Origin of the sequence: Streptomyces sp. NPDC001903, from assembly GCF_042891345.1 — a bacterium.
GTDB lineage: Bacteria > Actinomycetota > Actinomycetes > Streptomycetales > Streptomycetaceae > Streptomyces.
The window spans coordinates 97,884-118,827 of sequence record NZ_JBIASZ010000002.1; the positions used below are offsets into that span (position 1 = coordinate 97,884).

Annotated in this window: 21 protein-coding genes and 4 pseudogenes; 11 read left to right on the top strand and 14 right to left on the bottom strand. The window is 69.6% G+C overall.

What is annotated here, in order from left to right; all coding sequences use genetic code 11:
* The first annotated feature begins 455 nt into the window (after nt 1–455).
* The 3 genes from ACFYZS_RS03950 (at nt 456) to ACFYZS_RS03960 (ending at nt 3,860) form a co-directional block, all read left to right on the top strand.
* Complete coding sequence (locus tag ACFYZS_RS03950) at nt 456–929, top strand: nuclear transport factor 2 family protein (RefSeq protein WP_389006474.1); 474 nt, start codon at nt 456–458, stop codon at nt 927–929.
* Between the two features lie 160 nt (nt 930–1,089).
* A complete protein-coding gene (locus tag ACFYZS_RS03955; RefSeq protein ID WP_389006476.1) occupies nt 1,090–2,103 on the top strand; it encodes an L-threonylcarbamoyladenylate synthase in 1,014 nt (337 codons plus the stop codon).
* Nucleotides 2,104–2,426: 323 nt separating this feature from the next.
* The gene (locus tag ACFYZS_RS03960; protein WP_389007529.1) at nt 2,427–3,860 is read left to right on the top strand and encodes a YncE family protein; all 1,434 of its coding nucleotides are present in this window, start codon (nt 2,427–2,429) and stop codon (nt 3,858–3,860) included.
* A 48-nt stretch (nt 3,861–3,908) separates the two neighbouring features.
* Here the strand turns inward: ACFYZS_RS03960 and ACFYZS_RS03965 are convergent.
* From ACFYZS_RS03965 to ACFYZS_RS03980, 4 genes and pseudogenes are all read right to left on the bottom strand, one after another.
* Nucleotides 3,909–4,479: pseudogene (locus ACFYZS_RS03965) on the bottom strand (transposase); the annotation flags it as partial.
* 187 nt (nt 4,480–4,666) lie between these two features.
* Nucleotides 4,667–4,960 carry a DUF1330 domain-containing protein gene (locus ACFYZS_RS03970; RefSeq protein WP_389006478.1) on the bottom strand — a complete coding sequence of 98 codons (294 nt, stop codon included), beginning with the start codon at nt 4,958–4,960 and terminating at the stop codon, nt 4,667–4,669.
* A 33-nt stretch (nt 4,961–4,993) separates the two neighbouring features.
* Nucleotides 4,994–6,427, bottom strand: a complete 1,434-nt coding sequence (locus tag ACFYZS_RS03975) for an MFS transporter (protein ID WP_389006480.1) — start codon at nt 6,425–6,427, stop codon at nt 4,994–4,996.
* The gene (locus ACFYZS_RS03980; protein WP_389006481.1) at nt 6,424–6,882 is read right to left on the bottom strand and encodes a MarR family winged helix-turn-helix transcriptional regulator; all 459 of its coding nucleotides are present in this window, start codon (nt 6,880–6,882) and stop codon (nt 6,424–6,426) included. The genes ACFYZS_RS03975 and ACFYZS_RS03980 overlap by 4 nt, the downstream gene beginning before the upstream one ends.
* 79 nt (nt 6,883–6,961) lie before the next feature.
* Between ACFYZS_RS03980 and ACFYZS_RS03985 the strand changes: the two genes are divergently transcribed.
* Complete coding sequence (locus ACFYZS_RS03985; RefSeq protein WP_389006484.1) at nt 6,962–7,411, top strand: hypothetical protein; 450 nt, start codon at nt 6,962–6,964, stop codon at nt 7,409–7,411.
* A gap of 76 nt (nt 7,412–7,487) precedes the next feature.
* On the opposite strand, the gene ACFYZS_RS03990 is transcribed toward ACFYZS_RS03985, so the two are convergent.
* The 5 genes and pseudogenes from ACFYZS_RS03990 to ACFYZS_RS04010 all read right to left on the bottom strand — a co-directional run bounded on the left by ACFYZS_RS03990 (nt 7,488) and on the right by ACFYZS_RS04010 (nt 12,993).
* Nucleotides 7,488–9,980 (bottom strand): M48 family metalloprotease, encoded by a 2,493-nt coding sequence (locus ACFYZS_RS03990; RefSeq protein WP_389006486.1) that lies wholly within the window; start codon nt 9,978–9,980, stop codon nt 7,488–7,490.
* Between the two features lie 171 nt (nt 9,981–10,151).
* Nucleotides 10,152–10,760, bottom strand: coding sequence for a hypothetical protein (locus ACFYZS_RS03995; RefSeq protein WP_389006489.1), 609 nt, complete (start codon nt 10,758–10,760; stop codon nt 10,152–10,154).
* 352 nt (nt 10,761–11,112) lie between these two features.
* A complete protein-coding gene (locus ACFYZS_RS04000; RefSeq protein WP_389007564.1) occupies nt 11,113–11,532 on the bottom strand; it encodes a hypothetical protein in 420 nt (139 codons plus the stop codon).
* Between the two features lie 376 nt (nt 11,533–11,908).
* A pseudogene (locus tag ACFYZS_RS04005) lies at nt 11,909–12,243 on the bottom strand (FAD-dependent monooxygenase); the annotation flags it as partial.
* A 174-nt stretch (nt 12,244–12,417) separates the two neighbouring features.
* Nucleotides 12,418–12,993 carry a TetR/AcrR family transcriptional regulator gene (locus ACFYZS_RS04010; RefSeq protein ID WP_389006492.1) on the bottom strand — a complete coding sequence of 192 codons (576 nt, stop codon included), beginning with the start codon at nt 12,991–12,993 and terminating at the stop codon, nt 12,418–12,420.
* A 70-nt stretch (nt 12,994–13,063) separates the two neighbouring features.
* Between ACFYZS_RS04010 and ACFYZS_RS04015 the strand changes: the two genes are divergently transcribed.
* Complete coding sequence (locus tag ACFYZS_RS04015) at nt 13,064–13,957, top strand: NADP-dependent oxidoreductase (protein ID WP_389006495.1); 894 nt, start codon at nt 13,064–13,066, stop codon at nt 13,955–13,957.
* Nucleotides 13,958–14,180: 223 nt separating this feature from the next.
* Here ACFYZS_RS04015 and ACFYZS_RS04020 read toward each other — a convergent pair whose 3' ends face one another.
* Nucleotides 14,181–14,390 (bottom strand): hypothetical protein, encoded by a 210-nt coding sequence (locus ACFYZS_RS04020; RefSeq protein WP_389006498.1) that lies wholly within the window; start codon nt 14,388–14,390, stop codon nt 14,181–14,183.
* A gap of 21 nt (nt 14,391–14,411) precedes the next feature.
* On the opposite strand from ACFYZS_RS04020, the gene ACFYZS_RS04025 reads away from it, so the two are divergent.
* A complete protein-coding gene (locus tag ACFYZS_RS04025; RefSeq protein WP_389006500.1) occupies nt 14,412–14,552 on the top strand; it encodes a hypothetical protein in 141 nt (46 codons plus the stop codon).
* A 208-nt stretch (nt 14,553–14,760) separates the two neighbouring features.
* On the opposite strand, the gene ACFYZS_RS04030 is transcribed toward ACFYZS_RS04025, so the two are convergent.
* A complete protein-coding gene (locus ACFYZS_RS04030) occupies nt 14,761–14,895 on the bottom strand; it encodes a hypothetical protein (protein ID WP_389006503.1) in 135 nt (44 codons plus the stop codon).
* Nucleotides 14,896–15,131: 236 nt separating this feature from the next.
* Nucleotides 15,132–16,142, bottom strand: a complete 1,011-nt coding sequence (locus tag ACFYZS_RS04035; protein ID WP_389006506.1) for a quinone oxidoreductase family protein — start codon at nt 16,140–16,142, stop codon at nt 15,132–15,134.
* 153 nt (nt 16,143–16,295) lie between these two features.
* Here ACFYZS_RS04035 and ACFYZS_RS04040 point away from each other — a divergent pair.
* Nucleotides 16,296–17,249, top strand: a pseudogene (locus tag ACFYZS_RS04040) (IS481 family transposase).
* Here the strand turns inward: ACFYZS_RS04040 and ACFYZS_RS04045 are convergent.
* On the bottom strand, nt 17,246–17,659 hold the full coding sequence (locus ACFYZS_RS04045; protein ID WP_389006509.1) for a winged helix-turn-helix transcriptional regulator: 414 nt from the start codon (nt 17,657–17,659) through the stop codon (nt 17,246–17,248). The pseudogene ACFYZS_RS04040 and the gene ACFYZS_RS04045 sit on opposite strands and share 4 nt — an antisense overlap.
* A gap of 101 nt (nt 17,660–17,760) precedes the next feature.
* Here ACFYZS_RS04045 and ACFYZS_RS04050 point away from each other — a divergent pair, with 101 nt between their 5' ends.
* The 4 genes and pseudogenes from ACFYZS_RS04050 to ACFYZS_RS04065 all read left to right on the top strand — a co-directional run bounded on the left by ACFYZS_RS04050 (nt 17,761) and on the right by ACFYZS_RS04065 (nt 20,039).
* Entirely contained in the window at nt 17,761–18,618 is an 858-nt protein-coding gene (locus ACFYZS_RS04050) for an alpha/beta fold hydrolase (protein WP_389006513.1), read from the top strand.
* Between the two features lie 322 nt (nt 18,619–18,940).
* Nucleotides 18,941–19,162, top strand: a complete 222-nt coding sequence (locus tag ACFYZS_RS04055) for a hypothetical protein (protein ID WP_389007565.1) — start codon at nt 18,941–18,943, stop codon at nt 19,160–19,162.
* A 92-nt stretch (nt 19,163–19,254) separates the two neighbouring features.
* Nucleotides 19,255–19,485 (top strand): annotated as a pseudogene (locus ACFYZS_RS04060) (IS5/IS1182 family transposase); the annotation flags it as partial.
* Between the two features lie 47 nt (nt 19,486–19,532).
* Complete coding sequence (locus tag ACFYZS_RS04065; protein WP_389006516.1) at nt 19,533–20,039, top strand: DUF5959 family protein; 507 nt, start codon at nt 19,533–19,535, stop codon at nt 20,037–20,039.
* Nucleotides 20,040–20,326: 287 nt separating this feature from the next.
* Here the strand turns inward: ACFYZS_RS04065 and ACFYZS_RS04070 are convergent, their stop codons facing one another.
* Nucleotides 20,327–20,869: a nuclear transport factor 2 family protein gene (locus tag ACFYZS_RS04070; RefSeq protein ID WP_389006519.1), complete on the bottom strand. Its 543-nt coding sequence runs from the start codon at nt 20,867–20,869 to the stop codon at nt 20,327–20,329.
* Nucleotides 20,870–20,944: the final 75 nt, after the last annotated feature.

The following is a 20,944-nucleotide window of genomic DNA, read 5'->3' on the forward strand; positions in this document are numbered from 1 at the left end:
CTCCTCCGCCACCTCACCCGACCGGACCAATTGACCGGGTAACAGCCGTTCTGCGGAATTCTTCGCACACGAATCCGCAATTCGTCCACGCGTCACGCCCCGCGATAGACCCGCGGTGCAGCCCCGGGCCTTCGGCCGGCGCATCGGGAGCGGCATGCCCAAGGGCTTCCGTCAGCCGGTCCGCCGCTACCCGGCACCGATCGGGCCCCCGGCTCTGTTCAAGAGAGACCGACAGCGTTTCTACGGGGATTCGGCAGGCACCGGGTTCCTGGGCAGGGTCCGGATGTTCACGAGTTTCTCGCGAGCATTCACGGGCGTGGACTGGCCACAATGGGTCACGGATCATCGGATGGGGTGGCCATGGACGGGCACGGCTCTGGAGAACATGAGCCCGCAACCGGGGCCCAGCTCGGGTGGGGCTGCCTCAGCCAGGGGCGACCTGATATGGGTTGATCATGAATGCTGAAACTCTTGCCCCTCTGGAACGCCTGCTCGCAGAGCGGGCTTGTGAGCGGCTGGTCGTCGAGTTCGTCCACCGGCTCGACCTCGGGGACCCGGGCTCGGTGGCGGACCTCTTCACGCAGGACGGCACCTGGGAATGGCCCGCCGGCGACCGCCGCATTGCGGGTCGCGACGCCCTGCGCAGCTACTTCGGCAACCGGCCCGCAGACCGATTGTCACGCCGTATATGCACCAACATCCTGGTTACCGTGACCTCTGCGGACACCGCCGCCGCCACCACTTACTTCGCAACCTACCGTGTCGACGGCTACAGCGCGGGCCTCGTACCGCCGCGGCCCCCGGTTCAGGTCGGGCACTACGAAGACACGTTCCGCAAGGTGGACGACACCTGGCTGCTCACCACGCGGACCCTCTTCCTCTCGTTCGCCGGTCCCACTGAACGCCTCGACGGGCCCGGCCAGTCATGAGAGCGGCTCCCGGCTGACCGACCGTCAAGGGCCCTGCGCCACGAGGAGTGGCACTCGCAGATCCAGAGCGAGCCAGAGCCCCGTGGAGTGAACACAGCCAGGGGCGGCATGATGAGGTCCGCAAGAAGTCCGTGGTCTCGTCTCGTCGGCCGACGAGGGCATGGATGTGGGAGCGAAACAGTGGAGTACTGCGATGGTGACGGCAACGACCAGTGACATCGAGAAGGCGGCCGAGGTACTGCGCGCCGGCGGTCTGGTGGCCCTTCCGACCGAGACCGTCTACGGCCTGGGCGCGAACGCGGAGGATCCTGCCGCCGTCGCGCGGATCTTCCGGGCGAAGGGGCGCCCGCCCTCTCACCCTCTGATCGTCCACATCGCCGATGCGGAGCACCTGGACGACTGGGTCCAGACCGTGCCCGCCACGGCGCGTCTGCTGGCCGAGCACTTTTGGCCGGGGCCGCTGACCCTGGTCCTGCGGCGCGGCCGCCGGGTGCCTCTGGAAGCGACGGGTGGGTTGGAGACGGTGGCCGTGCGTGTGCCGGACCACCCCGTCGCTCTCGCGCTGCTGTCGGCCTTCGGGGGCGGCGTCACCGCCCCGTCCGCCAACCGCTTCGGCTCGGTCAGCCCCACCACCGCGGGCCACGTCCGCGCGGAGCTTGGCGATGCCGTCGACTTCGTGCTGGACGGCGGCGCGTGCGAGGTCGGCGTCGAGTCGACCATTGTCGACGTCACAGGCGACATCCCGACCATCCTGAGGCCTGGCGGTGTGACGCGCGAGGACCTCGAAGCGGTGCTCGGGCATTCCATCGGGGTGCCCTCAACGCCTCATGTCCGAGTGCCGGGCCAGCACCCGTCGCACTACGCGCCGAGCGCGCGGGTCGTCCTGGTCGAGCCGGAGAAGGTCGTGGCCGAAGCCGAGCTCGCGCAGATGCGTGGGCACAAGGTTGGCGTCTTCGTCCCTGCCTGCTTCGCCGGCGCCGCGGTCAAGGCACACGCCGTGGTCACGGTCCCCGATTCGATGGACACCTACGCACACGGCCTGTACGGATACCTGCGCGAGCTCGATCAGCAAGGGTGCGACCTCATCATCGCGTCCCTGCCGGTGGAGGAGGGGTTGGGGCTGGCGATCGCCAACCGGCTTCGCCGGGCCGCCGGGCCGCGCCCCTCCCGGTGAGCGGCCCAGGTGCACCCCTCCGCTCCTGAATGATGCCCACCCAGTACCACCGCCGCACCCATTCACAGCCGCCTATGAGAGCAACCGGCCAGGACGGTCGGGCGGTGCCAGAGAGCCGTACGGGGTATTCGACTCGTCCGGATGGTCCCCGCCCGCAGTTGTCGGGCGGGGATTGCGCTCACCGGATGCCTAGCCTCGGCCGGAACGATCCTCAGAGCCTCGACGATCGCGGAAGCGCGCCGACGGGAGACCGGTCGCCGCGGCCGACCCCGGGGGGCCCGCAAGCGGGATCACTCGTCGGTGTTCGTGTACAGGAGGTCTTCATGCCGGGTATTTCGGTCCCGGGCACACCGCGACAAGGGTCTGCCCGGCGGGGCTGTCGCAGGCGCTCGTGGCGGGCCCTGGTAGGAGCGGCAGCGGCGGGGCTCGCGGTCATCGCCGGATCGGCAGCTCCGCCCGCCGCGGCCGGCCCTCCGCCGCCGCCCACACTGCCCCCCACCGCGCAGAGCGGCACGTTCGCCTATGTCGCCAACAATCTCGACGACAACGTGGTGGTGATCGACACAGATACGCGCTCCGTCGTCGACACGATCGGCCTCACCGACGACGACCAGGGCCCCAACCCCGTGGCGGTAAACCCGCAGGGCACCCGTGTGTTCGTCGCCAACTCCGTTTCGAACACCATGTCGGTCATCCTGCCCGTCGCCCGCATCGTGCTGAGCGTCGGCGTCGGCGGCAGTCCCTTCGGGGTGGCGAGCAGCCCGGACGGCAACACCGCCTACGTCACCAACAACACGACGAACAACATGACGGTGGTCGACACGCGGACGGACCCGCTGACCGTCCTCGCCACCGTCCACGTCGGCACCCGCCCCTTCGGTCTGGCCGTAGCCCCGAACGGCACGCGCGCCTATGTGGCCAACCAGCTCGACAACCAACTGGCCGTGGTCGACCTCAGTACCGACCCGCCGTCCGTTCTCACGGCCGTTGACGTCGGTCAGTTCCCGCAGGGGGTGGCAGCCAGCCCGGACGGCTCCTTCGTCTACGTCACCAACTTCGTCGACGGCTCGCTGTCGGTGATCCGGACCGCCGACAACACCGTCGTGGAGACCATCGAGCTGGGTCAGGGCACCAGCCCCTCGCACGTGGCGGTCAAGCCGGACGGATCCCGTGTCTACGTCGCCAACTTCGGCACGGGCAACGTATCGGTGATCGACACCACCACCAATCCTCGCCGCATCGTGACCACCGTGGACGTCGGGCAGCAGCCCGAGAGCGTGGCGGTCACCCCAGACGGCGCCCAGGCCTACGCCACCAGCTCCGGCAACAACAGCGTCTCGGCAATCAACACCGCCACCAACACCGTCATCGGCAACCCCATTGCCGGCTTCAACAACCCGTTGGGTGTCTCGATCGGGACGAGGACCGTAGGCGACACACCCACCCGGCTGTCCCTTGAGGAAGGGAACGGAAACGGAGACGGCTCACCGGGCACCCTGGGCAAACCCGGATCCCTGCTGAAGGCGAGGCTGACCGCGGACGGTGAGCCGTTGGTCGCCAGGGAGGTGGTGTTCGGCGCCGGCTCGAAGGCGCTGTGCCTGAAGGCGACCGACCGCCGCGGCCGGACCACATGCGTGCTCCCCCCGCTAGCCCGCGGCGGCAAGGCCTGTTACACCGCCACGTTCGCCGGCGACGGGACCTACGCGGCCGCCACCGAGACCGTCTGCAGGGCTCACGGCCGGCCGTTGAAGCAGTAGCGCGGCCGCCGACTTCGCGGTGATCGGTGCCCGGCCTGCGGCGCGGGTTCCGCGTGCGCCCTGCCGCCAGGTGACAGTCATGACTGCCTTCGGCCCAAGGCTGGCAGCCAGAGTTGCCACCGACCGTGCGAGGTGTCGCCAGCGGGGCTGGGGCCAGCAGTCGACCGGCCCGTTGCGGGCCGGCGCTTCGGGCTCCGCATCGAGCGGATGAGCCCTTTCGAGGCAGGAACAGCCTCCGCTGAAGCGGGCAGGAGGCGGTGTCAGTCGCGGCGTGGACGCTGAGCGCGACCTGGCAGTTGGCGCGTTTACCCAGACCGTCGGGGCGATGAGCGGCGGCAGGCGCTCACAGATCCGGCGCTGCACCGGCATCGGATCCCAGGTGGACTGGTTCACGAACTGCTGCAGGTTTCTGCTCGTTGCCGTCCGGCAGCCGGCCGGCCATGGCCTGGATCGACTTGCGCCGGCCGTCCAGGATCAGTCCCCGCAGACAACAGTCGCTCTCGGCCCGCTGGTCCTTGCGTCGCAAAGAGACGAACACATCAGCCACATACGAAGCCAACCCAGTCTGTGCACGGTCCACTTCGCGTGCATCCGCACATCCGACATGGCCGCCCGCCAACGGCCCGAACCCGAGAGCGCCTCTCGCATCGCTTGCCGCGCCCAGCGAAACCCGGCGTTGCTGTCACGGATGTGCGTGACAGCACCCGAACCTTTGGCGGTGAAGTGGCTTCGCTGGTCAGCTCACGAAGGCTCTCACCACCCCCTGTGCGCGGGGACGGTCAAGTGAAGACCCGACTGGACCTCGGTCAGTCGATGCCTTCGACGATGCGGAAGTCGCGCTCGACGCCGTCGGCGAGGGCGACCAGCGCCTCCTGGTAGGCCGCACTCTCGCGCGCCGCGACGGCCTCCTCGAAGCTGTCGAACTCGATCAGGACAGTGCGCTCGGCAAGCCCGGCGTCATGGGCGACGACCCGGCCGTCACGGGCGAGGAGCCGCCCGCCGCCGGCCTGGACGGCCGGACCGGCGAGCTTGTTGTAGGCAGCCAGCTTCTCAGGGTCTGAAATGGTGCGGTAGACGCTGACCCAGTAGCCCTTGGGCATGGAACCTCCAGTGTTGGGATGAGTGCATCTGACTTACGGGTTGGTCTCGGACGAGCGTCGGCGGGCGAGGGCGAGGCTTGCCAGCGTCGTGATCGCCATGGCGCCGATGCCGAACAGCGCTGCGGTGGTGTAGGCGCTGTCGTCGGGGAAGAGGTGGCCGGGGCCGGTGCCCGCGGTGAGGATCAGGCCGCCGATGGCGCTGCCCAGGGAGTACCCGACGCTGCGGACGACGTAGTTGAAGCTCATGGCGCTCGACGTCTCGCTCTTGGGGGTGACGGCCAGGATGACTCCGGGCATCGCGGCCGAGAAGCCGCCGACGCCGAAGCCGAGCACGCCCATCGCCGCGAACAGTTCGGCCAGGTCCGACCGGGCCGCCGCGAACAGGGCGAACCCGCCGCCGACCACGACGGCGCTGCCGGCCAGGATCAGGGGGTCGGCGATCCGCGTCCGGATCCGCGGCGTGAGCTTGCCCGCGACGAACCCCAGCACCGAGAACGGGATGAGGACCAGCCCGGCGACGAAGGTCGTCAGCCCGAAGCCGTAGCCGACGCCGTGCGGCGTCTGCGCGTACCGGGTGATGAGGGTGAGCAGGAGGTACATGCCGATCCCGCCGACGAACATGGCGAGGTTCGCCCCGGCGACCGCCGGGTGCCGCACCGCCCGCACATCGACCAGGGGCGTCGAGCTGCGCAGTTCGATGACGGCCCAGACGCAGAGCAGCACCACCGCGACGACGGCGAGGCCCGCCGCCACGGCGAGGTGCCCGCTCCACAGATTCCGTTCGCCGGCGAGGAACAGCACCAGGAGCAGCGCGGAGGCCAGGACGACCGCGCCTGCCACGTCCACGTGGGCGGAGCGGCCTTCGGGGGCTTCGGGCATGGAGCGCCACGCGGTCAGGAGGGCGGCGGCGGTGACGACAAGGCCGAGGCCGTAGGCGGCCCGTACCCCGCCGAGCTCGGCGAGCAGTGCGGCCAGCGGGTATCCGACGCCCGCCCCGATGATCGACACCACCGAGATCAGGGCGATCACGGCGGCGCTGCGCTCCTCGGAGAGGTGGTCCCGGGCCACGCCCATCATCAGCGCCGTCAGCCCGAGCCCGACGCCCTGGGCCGCCCTGCCGGCCAGCAGCCACGCGAATGGCAGCGGCAGCACGGTGAGCGCGCTGCCGGCGACGACGACCGCCAGCGTGGCGAGGACCGTGGCCCGCCGGTGCGGGCCGGCTCCGAGCCGGCCCAGGACCGGCGTGGCGACGGCGCCGCTGAGCAGCGCGACGGTCAGCGTCCACTGCGCGCTGCCGAGCGAGACCTGGAACGAGGTCGCCACGCTGGTGATGAGCGGCGTCCCGAGGCTGGCGACCGCCGCCACGACCAGAGCGATGAACAGCAAGGCGGGGACCAGCAGCCGCGCCTCGGAACGCGCCATCGGGAACGCCTCCACCGCGACCCCGCCGGCCGGCTTCCCGGTCACTGCTTCGGCCCTTCGCGGTCCTGGTCTTCGAGCTCTGCCAGATGCTTCAGCGCCGGAAGGGCCACCACCAGCGCCTCGACCTCGTTGCGGGTGAGCTCGCCGATCAACCGCTCGAACGCCTGGACGCCCGCCTGGCGCCGCGTCCGGACATAGGAGGCGCCGGCCTCGGTCAGGCACACCAGCGTGACCCGCTTGTCGGACGCGTCGCCCCGCCGCTCGACCAGGCCGGACTCCTCCATCACCCGGACCAGGGCGGTCATCGCGGGCTGGGTTACGCCCTCGACCGCGGCCAGATCGGTGATGCGCCGCGGGCCGGTCCGGTCCAGGGTGGCCAGGGTGGCGGCGGACGTCAGGCTCATGTCCCGGGGCAGGCGTCTCACGGCCCTGGTGGCCAGGCCGTAGAGGGCTGCCCCGATGGCGGCGGACGCGCCAGGAGCGGTGTCTTGACGACTCATGCTCAAAGCATAGCCTTTTTATATTCACAGTCTATGGAAATGGTCGACTTGCGCGGGCGGCCTCGACCGTTGGGAGCCGGTGGACGTCGTGGCCGCCATGCCGTTACCCGCCGGCCGGGTCGGCGGCGCGCCGGTCGTGTTCGAGCGGGCGAGACGGGAGTTCAGGGCCGACATCGAGGCGCTGCTCCACGCGATTCGGCCGGGCCTGAACCCGGCCTCGGCTCTGCAGGTCCCCCGCCAGCCCCGCGGCACCGCCACGGACACGGTGGAACCGGTCGCCGCGGAAGCTGCGGGCGACAGCCTTGGCGCCCGGGCCGGCACGGTGTCGCCCTGGCGCGCGGCGATGCCGGTCAGCAGCGGCGTCGAGCCGGTGCCGCGGCTGACAGCGAAAGCACTCGCGGCCGGCACCCGGTGGACGCCCGGGCCGCTTCGGCAGACATCGCTGATGGACTCGGCAGCGAGGCGTTGGGCTAGGTGCGGGTCGTCGGGGCCAGCGGTGTGCTCGATGGCGGCCGGCTCGGCGTCGTAAGCGTCGAGGACCCGCTCCCCGCTCTGGGCGTTCGGCCCGTAGCACTCGGGCCCTGACCGGTCTATGGTTTCGCTCTTCAGGGAAGGTTCACAAGAACGACCCCGGCAGCACCGCAGGTCTCGTTGATTCGCTCTCCGTGTGTTTCGAACGCTGCTGAATCGCCTTCCAGAGCGGCCTTGAAATGCTCCATGAAGGTGAGTGCGAGCGCTGGTTCCCCGCCGCGGACGGCCAGCTGACTGGCCTCATCCAGGCGGGTGTGCATCTCGGGGGTCGTGAGCACGTCCAGAGAGCCCAGCAACTCGTCGTAATGCCGGCAGGCCGAGCGGACCTCTTCGAGCCCACCCGGCGGCGGGCCGAAGCTCCCGTCAGTCTTGTCCGTGGTGCACGCGAACACCGTCACGCTTCCGGCCAGGAGCAGCGCCGCCAGGCCGACCCGGCGTGCGGTGAGCCTGCCTTCGGTCGCCCCCTCGGCCACGGGCCGTGGCGGCGACTCCGGTCGGCTACGGCGGCGTACAGCACAGGCAACACCCCCCACTGTGATGGCGAGCAGCGAGCAGGCCGTACCCCCGACGAGGATCCGCAACAGGGTGTTGCGTACGAGGGGCACCGAAATCCCGCTGCACGCGGCGGGGCGCAGAGCAAGCGCGTCGACACAGCCGGCGGCCAGGACTCCGCCGAAGAACACGGCCGTCACCAGACACCCGGTCAGGAAGGCTGCCATGAGCCCATAAGGGACGGCCATGCGCCCGTGCCGCGTCCGGAGCACGGCTACCGTCGAGACCGCGACGAGGCCCTGAAGGAACATGGCTGCGACGAGGTTCCCGTGGGTGAAGGCGAGCAGGAAGCCGTCCATCGTACGGGTCCTCTCGGAGATGCCGGAATGGATCAGGAAGCGGGAGACGAGAGTGCCACCGAGGAAGGCTGCGGTGGCGGCCAGACAGGTCACGACGATCACGAAGGGCCAGGCGCTCCGGCCCCCCGCCGCAGTCTCCGCCGCGCTCCTCCCCGCCGTCGCCGACCGCGGCGGGGGATGCAGGCGCGCGGCCAGCGGCAGCGCCCACACCACGACGAGCGCCAGGACCAGCGGGGTCCACTGCGCGAAGCGCAGGACCAGCGGGTGTTGAACGGCCGACCAAAGCCAGTACGGCCCCGCCGGCGCCACCTGCGCCACAGTGCGGTGCTCAGCGCGGACCCCCTCCGCGATGGTGCCGAGCCGGTCCGCCGTGTCGGTGAGGACCATCCACGAGGCGATCACGACCGACAGGATCAGCGAGGCGGCGGCCCAGCCCACCACCCACAGCCTGCGTCGTGGAGCGGCTGGAGCCCCCCAGACGGCCGAGGACTGAGCAGCCCACCACACGAAGAAGACGAGTATGACGGCCAGGGACAGCGCCCAGAGGGCGGCTGTCATGCCTTCGGACGAAGGCGGCCAAGGCGAGACCGCCCCCACTCCCCTGTCCACGGCGAGGGGCCTGCCGAGCGCGAGACCCGCCGCCAGGCCCAGTGCAGGGAGCGCCGTGTCCCGGAGGGTGTGTCCGGACTGGGGCGTACGCCACACTCCGAGGCCGATGACCGCCGCGATGGCCGGCGAGACCACGAGCGCTGCCGCCCATCGGCTGTTCAGCGGATCGGCCTCGTGGGCCGTGAGCCACCAAAGGATCAGGAACCCGCTGCCGGCACTCATGGCGGCCATTCCGGCCGCGCAGCACTCCCAGAACCCGATCCGGAACAGGCGCTCCGGATGGTGCACCATACGGATCCGCTGTTCGGTGGTGGGATGGTTGCCGCGCAACGCCTTCCACCACGGGCGGCCGTTGTCTGCCGCCGCCTCGAGCGCGGTCAGCAAGTCCTCGCGGACAACCCACGATGCCGCGCGTGCGTCCGCACCGTACTCCCGCACCCGCAGCACGGCCTGGGAGGTCAGTAAGACGAGGCCCAGCAGGACCGCGGCCCGCAACCCGACGCCGAGCGCGTCCTGGGGTGGGGAGCCGATCAGGCCGACGGCCAGGGGGAGCACGCCGAGGGGGAGAAAGGCCCAGGTCAACGATCGGGTGAGACACTCGATGTCGGTATCCCGGTTCCGCAGGTGTGCCAGCTCGTGCAGCAACACGGCGCGGAACCGCGCGGGGTCCGCCCGGAACAGGGTGACGAACCCCGCGTTGAGGACCACGGCGTACCAGCCCGCGCGCCCGAAAGCGTGGGCGGTGGCCTCACGCCTGGACAGCCGCAGCAGGAATCGTGGTGGCCGGTGCAGGCCCGCTTCGGTCACCAGCTCGTGCAGGCGTCCCATGAGGGCTGCCTGTTCCGCGTCCGCTTCCGGGGCGAAAGCGGTCAGGTCGTGCCTGCGTACGTGCACCTTCGGGTCCGCCCAGTACAACAGCCCGGCGAGGGCCAACAGGAGAGCGATCCCGACCAGCACCCAGGGAGCCTTCGTCCGCTCGTACTCCGCGGTACAGGTGAGGAAGGAGTCCAGGAAAGCGCCGTTCCCCCCGGTCCGGCCGGCTGCCGCGGAGCATTGCTCATAGATCTCTTGCGCCCGGTCTGCGCCGGGTGCGAGGGCGAGGTACACGGTGTTGTAGGCGAAGACGGACGCGCCCAACAACGCGGTGATAAGCAGGAGGAACCGGAAGGTGGTCCCGGCGGGAAGCCCGGACGGTTCCGGTGCAGTCGCCGGTGCGGGAACCGTCGGCGTGGCAGGCGTCGGCATCTCGGACCCCCGAAGGGTGGTGGGCGGACTCGGCTATGCGGTGAAGCTGCCGATCACCGCGTCGGCCAGCAGTCGGGCCCCGTCCTCGTCGATGCCGTATCGCAGGGCCTGTTCGTACACCTTCTGGCGGATGGCCTCCCTCACCGCAGGAGGCAGCGCCTCAGCCGACTCGGCCGGGCGGGCGGTCCCGTCCACCGCATCGGTCTCCGGACCGGCCGCGGAGTCGATGGCCGCCCCAGCTGCCGGGGTAGTGCTCGCCTCGGCGGGATTCTCTTCCTCGGTCGACTCCTCCCCCTCCCCCTCTGCCGGGTCCGGTCGCCGCCGCATGCGTCGCACCAAGTCACGTACCGAGCCCGCGCTCCGCTCCGTCGCCGTCAGCGCCAGGTGTGCGCTCACGGTGACCAGGGCGGTTTCGACCATCGCCAGCACGATGGGAGTCGCTATGGCGATCAGCTCACCGCCGCCAAAACCGAACCGGTCGTCCTTCGGTGTCGCGGCCGCCCGCTTGCGCGCTGCCTTGAGCGCCTTGCGGGGATTCCGGAAGTAGGCCGTGCTCTCGGCGTGGAAGAGGACCAGTTCGTGCGGAGCGACGTCCTCCACCACCTCGCGGGCGATCTCCCTGAGGAGGTCTTCCTCCAGCACGTACGGCTCCGCCTGCGATCGGCTCACGACCCACCCCCGGGTTGCACGGCTCGCACCGGACGGTTCCCCTTCCGGCCGACCAACCCTACGCAGCAGCCAGGCGGCCTACCAGGGTCGTACAGGGCGCGCGTGAGGTGTATTGCACGGCTCCCACGCCCCGCGCACGCCCCCGGCAGCCGTCAGAAGGCAGGGCTACAGGGCGGGAGGAGAGGCACCGATCGGAGCAGGATCCCTGACAGTTGGCAAACGACCTCACAGAAGGGCGAGCGCGAGGACGGCCGGCGGCGCCGACCCATTCCGCCAAGGGGAGCCCCAGGAATGGCCGGCCTCCTCGGTAGCGGATGCGATCGGGTCAGCCGAAGGGGACGTAGCTCTCCCCGTTGAGGAACAGGTACCCCTGGGGGCCGATCTCCCACACGTACGTCTGTGATCCCGCCTGGGTGGAGGTGGTGATCTGGTTACCGGCGACCGCGAAGCGGCCGACAAGGGTCACGCCCCGGATGTCCATCCTGCACGTGCCGTCCGGGTAGAAGCTGTACACGGAGGACTTGAAGCCGTCGGAGCTACCTCCGCTCCAACTTCCGATCAGTTCGGCCGGAATGCCGACGGCCCCGCCCCGGTCGTCGGAGAGGCCGCCGCCCGACACACCACGCCCGCCGTTGCCACCCGCACCGCCCCCGCCTCCGCCCTCACTCCCGCCGCAAGCGCCAAGGGTGAGCAGTGCGCAGAGCAGCGCCCCACATACTGCCGCCGTGCCTCGGGTCTTCCTCATGGAGCCTCCAAGCGCTGCGTAAGCGTTCAGCCCACCGTCGATCCAGCTGCGTCCGAGCGCAAGGAAACGACAGAAAATAGCGCATAGCGATCGGATCTGACCGTCTGGGCCATACTCCCGCCCGTAGGCACGAGCCGACGGGCCCCTCCGCGCACGGTGCTGCGGATGGTCGAGGAGCTCCCCGATCCGGAACCGCCGAGTTCGTCCTTGGCGGCGGCCACCAGGAAGTGTCTTTCCGATCATCGGATCGCCAGTCCGGACGTGAGGGACGCCGAGTTGTCTGATGCCGCGTGGGCGGTGATCGCGCCGCTTGCTGCCGCCAGTGGGCCGGGCCCGCGGACGATGGCGCGATCACCGTCAGGTGCTCGAAGGCACCGTCGAGCAGAATCCGTCGCAGCTCCCCGCGCTGCACCTCGGGGCGTCCGCCCGTGCCGTCGTCGCCCATCTCGTACAGAACGGTGCCGTCCCGTTCGACGAGCCGCATCGTCTGGCGGCCTGATGTGACGATCGCCTGGAATTCGTCGATGAGGCCGGCCGCTTCGAGGGCGGGCTGCCCGTTGCGGTCGTGGATGTCGAGCAGTCCGCCTGCGTGCCCGACGACGGGGAGGATTCCGCCTCGTGGACCGTGACCGGGATTTCGTGGACGTGCAGGAGACGGGCCAATGCGAGTCCGCCGAGTCCCGCGCCGATGACCACGACAGGGTTGCGCATGAGGGCTCCTTGGTGTCAGGGCCGCCCGACCTTCGCCAGCCGCATCAGAAACGTCCCGGCACCTGCCGACAAGCCACCGACATCGAAGTGCCGGTGGGTGACCGATGACCTACACGCGCTGAGCCGTCGTCCCGAACAGCGGGGTTCATGGTCTCCGCGGCCGCCGTCCCCGGCTCAGGGCGCAGTGGCTTCCCAGGCTGCCTCGATCATCCGGAAGATCTCGTCCACCGTGGCCCCGGGATCGTCCGCCCAACAGGCCAGCGCGTAGGCGTCGATGACGAACCGCGCGGTCGCCCGGCAGGCCGTCGCGCTCCGGGACAGCCGGGGATCGGCTGCCATCGCCTCGGCCAGCGCCTGCGCGTGACGCAGGCTCATCGACTCCTCGTACTCCCGCAGGGCGGGTGACCCCTCGATCATGCGGCGGACGGGGGCAGTGCCCTCCGCCGTGCAGTGGCGTACCAGGGCCTGCACCTCACGGTGCAGCGCAGGGATGAGCGGCTCGCGCGGAGCCCGGTCGGTCACCGCCCGTGTGAGGCGCTGCTCGAAGTCCTGGTCACGTTCGAACACCAGGGCTTCTTTCGAGACGAAGTGGGCGAAGACGGTGGTGACGGCCACGTCTGCCTCGGCCGCCACGTCGCGGATGCCCACGGCGTCGTACCCGCGCTCCAGGAAGAGACGCAGCGCGGTGTCGGCGATCTTCTGGCGGGTCGCGGCCTTCTTGCGTTCGCGGCGTCCGGACGGCTCGATCATGCCCTGACACTACCAGGTATGAATCCCTGACCGTTGTGAAACCCTAACCGTTAGGGTTACTGTCGGCCGTATGAGGAAAATCAGCTTCGCCGAGTTCGGTGGTCCCGAGGTCCTGCAACTGGTGGAAGCCGAGGAGCCCCAGGCGGGTCCCGGCCGGATACGCATTGCCGTGCGGGCGGCGGGTGTCAACCCCGTCGACTGGAGGATTCGGGAGGGACAGGTACTTGGAGCCCATCCGGTCGAACTGCCCGCCGGGGTCGGACTGGACGCCGCCGGGGTGGTGGATCAGGTCGGCGAGGGCGTGGAGGGGGTCGAGGTCGGTGACTGCGTGTTCGGCGAAGGCTTCGACACGTACGCCGAGTTCGCCGTGCTGTCAGCCTGGGCCCGCATGCCCGAGGGACTGACCTTCGAGGAGGCTGCCGGGTACCCGTCGGTGGTGGAGACCGCCTTGCGCATCATCCGCGAGGTCGGCGTGCGGCCCGGGCAGAGCCTGCTGGTCAGCGGCGCGTCCGGCGGTGTCGGCTCGGCCGTGCTGCAGATCGCCCGCGCGCACGGCATCGGGGTGATCGGCACGGCCGGGGCTGCGAACCAGGACTACCTGCGCGGCATGGGCGCCCTCGCCACGACGTACGACGAAGGCTGGGTCGAACGGGTGCGGCAACTGGGTCATGTCGACGCGGCTCTCGACCTGGCCGGCTCGGGCGTGATCCGCGAACTCGTCGAGTTGACCGGAGATCCGCGCAAAGTCGTTTCCATCGCCGACCTCGATGCGCCACAGCTGGGCGTCCGGTTCTCCGGCGTGGCCGGGAGCGTACCGGACGCGCTCGCCGAGGCCGTCGACCTCATCAGCCGGGGCAGGCTCCACATCCCGGTCGAGAGGTCGTACTCGCTCACCGAGGCGGCGGCTGCACACGCCGACAGCCGCGCCGGCCACACCCGGGGACGCCGGGTCTTGGTCATCTGAGCCGCGGCCCACCCGGCCCGGTCCACTCCGTGAACAACCTCGTGCGGTTCTGTGGAAGCCCTGTGCCTCTGGGCCGTGTCCGGCTCGCGGAGGCGGGCCACCGCCACAATCCAGGCAGAACATCGGCGGGACCGAACCGTACGGCCAGCAGGTCACTGGACCCGGGGCGGGCACCCCCGACCCCCTCGACGGACAGCGGCAGAGCGTGCCGGGCGCACCACTGCTACATCCGCAAGATCATGCTCACCGCCGCGGGCGCTACCGGCCCGGGCGGCGGGATCATGGGGACCCCGGTGATGATCGGCGAGCCCGCATCATCCGGCGCGTACGTCTTCCACAGCGGCTCCCGGGCCCCGAGGAGCATCGCGCCGCGCTGGCGGTCCCGGCCGGGGCCCGCTTCGTCGGCGAGGACCCCGGCCACGCCGCCCCGCACGACGTGGCGCCGCTCAGCGGGATGTACGGGCAGTTCGCCGGTATCTCGCACGCGTTCGCGCTGATCGAGGGCGAGGACATCGCCCCAAAGGACCTCTCGCCGCTGCTGTCGGAGTGGCTCGGCGCGATGGCTTCTTCGTCGATCACGCGGCCGGCCGGCTGACCTCACAAGATCATTCGGGAGAGGCTGCGAGGAGTTCGCCCGACCTGCGGGTCAGGAAGGGCGCGAGCCACGTCCGCCTGGGCGACGACGCCGACCCGGGGTGTGGTCGTCGGAGACCGGCAGGCGCCGCACCTTGTGCTGGGTCATCGTGCGCAGAATGTCTGCAGTGTCGTCATCGGCGCCGAGCCGAGCGGGAAGAGTCCGGCGGTCAGCGCTCCGGCGAGGGTGCCGAGACGGCGACGAACGAGGTCCACATCAGGTAGGTCCGCCGGATGCTGCAGAACGCGCAGGCTGAGGGGGCGGCGCCGTTCTCGGCTCCGCCGTGCGCGCAGGTCCGTGCCATGGGGCTGGTGGTGTGCTCGGCGAGGCAGGTCCTTCGCATCGTGGGCGGCCGCAGCTGGTGAGGTAGTCGGGTGCGCCCGTGCTGGGTGCCGTCGGCGACCCAGACACGCCAGAAACCCGCCAGAACTTGATCTTGGCCTGCTGAGTGTGCCTGACGCTGTCGAGGATCTTGGCGATGACGGTCGGCCATGCCCTCGACATCTCAATCTCCAAGATCCCCGACCTCGTCACCCGCGATCAGCTCTGCGTCTCCTCGCGGCGTCCAATAGCGGCCGCATCGGGTACGAGGAGCAGCTTGCCGGTGGTACGTCGAGCCTCCAGATCGCTGTGAGCCTTGGCGGCCTCGGACAATGCGTAGCGGCCCGTTACGGTGACCTCAAGGGCCTTGGAGCGCACCCACTCGAACACATCGGCGGCCCGTCGGAGCAGTTCGGACCGATCGGCGATGAAGTCCCCGAGGCTGGGCCGGATCAGGGTCAGCGAACCGCCGTGGGCGAGCCGAATCGGATCAAACGGCGGCACGGCACCACTTGCCGCGCCGAAGAGCACGAGATGGCCGCGGGTTCGCAGGCTGGCGAGGCTCGCATCGAAGGTGTGCGCGCCGACGCCGTCGAAGACAACCGGCAGTCCCTGACCGCCGTTGAGCCGCCTCACCTCGGCTGCGAGATCGTCGACTGCGGAGGAAAGGATCACCTCAGCGGCCCCGGCACGCTTCGCCAGCTCGGCCTTCGCCGTGGTCGACGTCGTGCCGATCACCCTGCCGCCGAGATGGGTGATGAGCTGGGTCAAAAGCAGCCCCATGCCACCAGCAGCCGCATGCACGAGCACCGTGTCGCCCACCTGAACCGGGTAGGCGTCCTTGACGAGATAGTGCGCGGTCATGCCTTGAAGGAGCACGGCGGCAGCTGTCTCGAAGCCGATATCGTCGGGCAGCGGCACCAGCCGGGAGGAGTCCACGACGGCCCGCTCGGCATACGTGCCGGGAATCTCCACCCAACCGACCCGGTCCCCGACTGCGACGTCAGCGACGCCGGGTCCAACTTCGACGACCGTGCCGGCACCCTCAGCGCCCGGGGTGAAGGGCAGCGGGAGGCTGTACCGGCCTTCGCGGTGGTAGACGTCGAGGAAGTTGACCCCGGATGCGGCGACCTCCACGATCGCCTCGCCCGGACCCGGCCGCGGCTGGTCCACCTTGGCCTCCTGCAGCACCTCGGGACCGCCCACTTCGTACACCTGTATCGCTCGCATGACCCTCCAATTAACGGCTCATCCCCCACCAACCCCGTTGATGGCGATCCGATTCCCGGCAAGCAGACCAGCCCGCCGCCCGCGCCGCGAGCTGAGAGGCCTGCTGTGCACCCGGTGTGGATTACGACGTCTGCACCTGACAGAAAGGCCCTCGTGCCCACCCGTAATGCACCCCTGACCGAGACCGGCCGACTGCGTCTGGCCCGCTGTGTGGTCAAGGACGGCTGGCCCCTGCGCCGGGCCGCCGAACGCTTCCAGGTCTCACCGACCACCGCCCAGCGATGAGCCGACCGCTACCGCGCCCTCGGCGAAGCGGGCATGGGTGACCGCTCCGGCCGTCCCCATCACACGCCGCGCCGGACACCGAACCCGGACCGAACGCCGGATCATCAAGGTCCGCCTCCTGCGCCGCTGGGGACCGGCCCGTATCGCCCACCTGCTCGGCCTGGTCCCCTCGATCGTCCCCCCGCGTCCTGACCCGCTGCCGGGTGGCCCGCCTGACCCACCTCGACCGCGCGACCGGGCACGTCATACGCCGCTACGAACGCGAGAAACCCGGCGCGCTCGTGCACGTCGACATCAAGAAGTTCGGCAACATCCCCGACGGCGGCGGACACAAGGTCCTGGGCCGGCAAGCGGGCCGTAAGACCCGCTGGAACGCCGGCTGCAGCTACCTGCACACCGCCGTCGACGACCACTCCCGCCTCGCCTACAGCGAGATCCACGCGGACGAGAAGAAGGAGACCTCCACCGCCTTCTGGCAACGGGCCCACGCCTTCTTCACCGGCGCTGGGATCACCCGAGCGGGTTCTGACCGACAACGGCTCCTGCTACCGCTCACGCGACTGGCGCGACAGCCTGGCGGCGGCCGGGATCACCCACAAACGAAGCCGGCCCTACTGGCTCCAGACCAACGGCAAGGTCGAACGTTTCAACCGCACCCTGCTCGACGAATGGGCCTACGCCCGCCCCTATCGGTCAGACATCGAACGCCGCGAAGCGTTCACCGGCTGGCTCCACTCCTACAATCACCACCGCGAACACACCGCACTCGCAGGCAAACCACCCGCAAGCCGCGTCCCCGACCTAACGAGGCAATACACCTAGCCCTCAACGGCCTCCTGGGCGGCGGCTTCGTTGGCTCGGTCGATCTCGGCCATGTGCTCCTCCGCCCAGGTCCGCAGCCCCGCAAGCGCGGCTTCCAGGGACAGCCCGAGTCCGGTGAGTCGGTAGAAGACCCGTGGCGGCACGGTGGGTTCGACCCGGCGCGACACCAGCCCGTCGCGGGTCAAATTTCGCAGGGTCACGGACAGCATCTTCTGCGACACGCCGGGCATCCGGCGTCTCAGCTCCGCGAAGCGCACCTCGTCCGGTGCGGCATCGGCGAGCGTCTTGACGGCCATGGACGTCCACTTCGTACCGATGCGGTCCAGCAACTGCCGCGTCGGGCAATGGGGATCGAACAGATCACCGAGTGCCCCGTGACCGGCGACCCGGGCTCCTGGGGTGGTGGTCACCTGCGGCTCACCACCTTCCCTGAAAGTGCCGTCTAGGAAACGGTAGGTCAGTTACCTACCGTTCTATGGTCACCAATGGTAACCACCCGGCAGGAGCCGTCATGCCCGTCACCACCGCACACCACCTGCGCCGGATCGCGACGAACGGAATCCAACTCAATGTCGCAATCGCCGGAGAGGGACCTGCGGTTCTCCTGCTGCACGGCTTCCCGCACACTTGGCAACTCTGGAGCGGCATCATGGGCCGACTGGCCGGGCAGCACCGGGTCATCGCCCCGGATCTCCGAGGCTTCGGCGCCAGTGACCGCGCCGTCAACGGCTACGACGCAGGCACCCTCGCAGCCGACGTCGAAGGGCTACTCGACGCACTCGGCGAGCCCTCGGCAGCGGTGGTCGGCATCGACGCGGGCGCTGCCCCCGCCGTCCTGCTCGCGCTGCGCCGGCCCGGCCTCGTCCGGCGCCTGGTCGTGATGGAGGCACTGCTCGGCCGCCTGCCCGGAGCAGAGGACGTCGTCGCCGACGGTGCCCCGTGGTGGTTCGGCTTCCACGCCGTCCCCGGCCTCGCCGAGACCGTCCTGGCCGGCAACGAGGCCCCGTACGTCGATTGGTTCCTCGACTCGGGGACGCTCGGGCGAGGAGTACCCGACGACATCCGTGCGTCTTTCATCCATGCGTACACCGGGAGTGAGGCCCTGCGCTCCGCGTTCTCCTATTACCGGGCGCTGCCCACCAGCGCGCAGCAGATCCAGGACGCAGTCGCGACGGCTCGGCTGACCATGCCCACCATGGCCATCGGCTCTCACCCCGTCGGCCGCGGGCTCGAACGCCAACTCCGCCCCATCGCCGATGACCTGGTCGGACACCATCTCCAGGACTGCGGCCACATCATCCCCGTGGACCGCCCCGACGCGCTGTTCACGCTCCTTGCGCCCTTCCTCGGCGCCGATCTGCCGAAGTGAAAAGAGCGGGGCCGAATGATCACGGTCGGCGGCTCGGGTTCATCCCAGCGGTGAGTTGCCCAGGACCGCCGGTACCGTGGATTTGTCCGCCGCAGGGCGGTCGCCCGCGCGAGCACGGTGGCGAGTTCGTCTTCGGCGGCCCCGAACCAGGGACGAGTTGGTGGTGGTGACGGCGACCGGCACCAAGCCGTACGGGACCGCGACCGCGCAGGCCTGGGACCGGCTCCACCCCCGGCTGACGGGCGCGCCCGGGCGCCCGTCTGGGCCCGCCTGTACGGCTTGCCGCGTGTATGCCGCGTGGGCCTGCTCCGAAGGAGCTCCTGTGATCGCCCAAGGTTGCCTGGCGTTCACCCTGGACGATGTCGCCGCCCGCACCAGCGTCTCCCCCGCTGCCTGGCGCCGCCAGCATCACGCCGCATTCACCGCCGCCGTCAAGCCCTTCCCCGGATCCAGCCGGCCACCTGCTCCGCCCAAACCGACGCACACCTCAACGGCAACCCCGTCCCACCGCTCCCCCAAGAACCCCACGCCCAAGACCTCCTGACCGACGCCGAGGTCGCCGCCATCACCGGCCTGACCACCTCCACCGTCCGCGCCGAAGCCACCGCCGGACGACTCGACGGGGGCACCGAACTGCACGGCCGCCTCGGCATCGGCGTCGAAATCACCCGCCGTGACCCGGCCAGAAGAGCTTCAAGGTCATCCCCAGGCGCTGGGGCGTCGATCAGGCCTTCGGCTGGGTCATGAAACACCGGCGCCCGACCCGTCTACGAAACTCATCCGCACTGCTCCGAAGCCATGTTCCGCGTCGTCACGATCGACCTGATGAGCTGCAGACTCACCCAGGAATCCAGGAAGGGATCATAGCCGAACCGCGAGGCCGGTCCTACAAGCCCACCCTGCGATAGGCGAGGATGCAGCTCAGCCCCACACAAGAGAGCGAGTCCACGGTGACTGAATCGGCCCCGGTGAACCTCATAGATCTGGGAGACGCGGATGGCAACCGCTGCGTCGTCCGCGTGACCGGCCGCTATCAGCCCGGGATTCTGACCGGACACGACATTCTCCGAGCCGATGTCCTGGTCACCGCGAGCTTCGTCGATGCCAGGCTTGAGATCTACCTGTTCCAGCACGACCTCGACACCTGGCAGCAAGACCTGAACCTGCTCACATCGGGCAAAGGCGCGATGATCGGTGGCGATCGCGGGCTGAGTCTCAACTTCTCCATGCACGAGGACCGCACGCTGTCGTTGACGGTCCAGGACCCCGATCGCCTGAGCGTCATGCTCGGGATCGAGCCTCCAGACACCTGGATTCAGGACCACCACCAGCGACTCGACCAGGTTCGAGCAACCTGGCCCAGCGAGGTCGTGGAGACAGCTCCCATGGCCTACGAGTGGAGCCCCAGCCGCAAGCGCTAGGGCCTGTTCTGAGTTCAGATCACTGGTGGGTTGCTTCGGCTCCCGGGAAGCTTCCGGCTGCTGCAGGAACGATCTGTGACGCGTGGTGATGTGACTGATGCCGATGGGAGTTGATCGAGCCGCATCTGCCGTTGGGCGAACGTGGGCCGATCCCTGACCTGCGCAGCTACCTGCTTCAACGCGGTGATGTGGAGGTTCCGTTCGGGGAGCCCCGGCGCGACGTTCCGCGCCGGTACGGATGCTGGTCGACGATCTACGACCGGTTCCAGGTTCGAGAGGATTGACCTTCACGGCTCGACATCGAGGCGGGGCAACGTCAGCTGGTTGAGGGGGACCCTGCCGTCCAGTACGTCCAACGGTGTGGTGATCACGGGCAGGCGCCGGACGATGTCGTCGTTCAGCAACTGCGTCTGCGCGAGCACCGCCGTTTGATCCCAGTAGATGCGCTCGCTCCGCACACGCGGGCCTCGGAAGTCCACGACGGCGATGACAGGTATACGGACCTGCTGCCCGGTGGGTGCCAATCCAGGCAGAACCCAGGGCACCTCGATGTCGTGGGTGAACGACACGATCATTTCGTCTACGAGGCTGTCGTCTCCCACCGTGCGGGATATCGAACGCACAGTGAAATCGTCCGGGTTCCGTCCAATGAACCAGCGTGCGTAGAAGTCCTTGACGCCGTTGTACCCACGACCGCCCATGGCGGTCGGCACATGGACGACGATGGGGTCGTCGTCCATCGTGGCCATCGTAGCCTCCACGTCCTGCGCCACGAACTCGCCGGCGGTGTGGGCTTCCCAGATACGCTCCATCGTTGCGCGATCAGCCATGCCCGCTCCTGACAGTAGGCGTCTCGGCTGTGCGGGTGTCTCGGGTCTCGGGATAGCCATACGCCGCTGCCCATT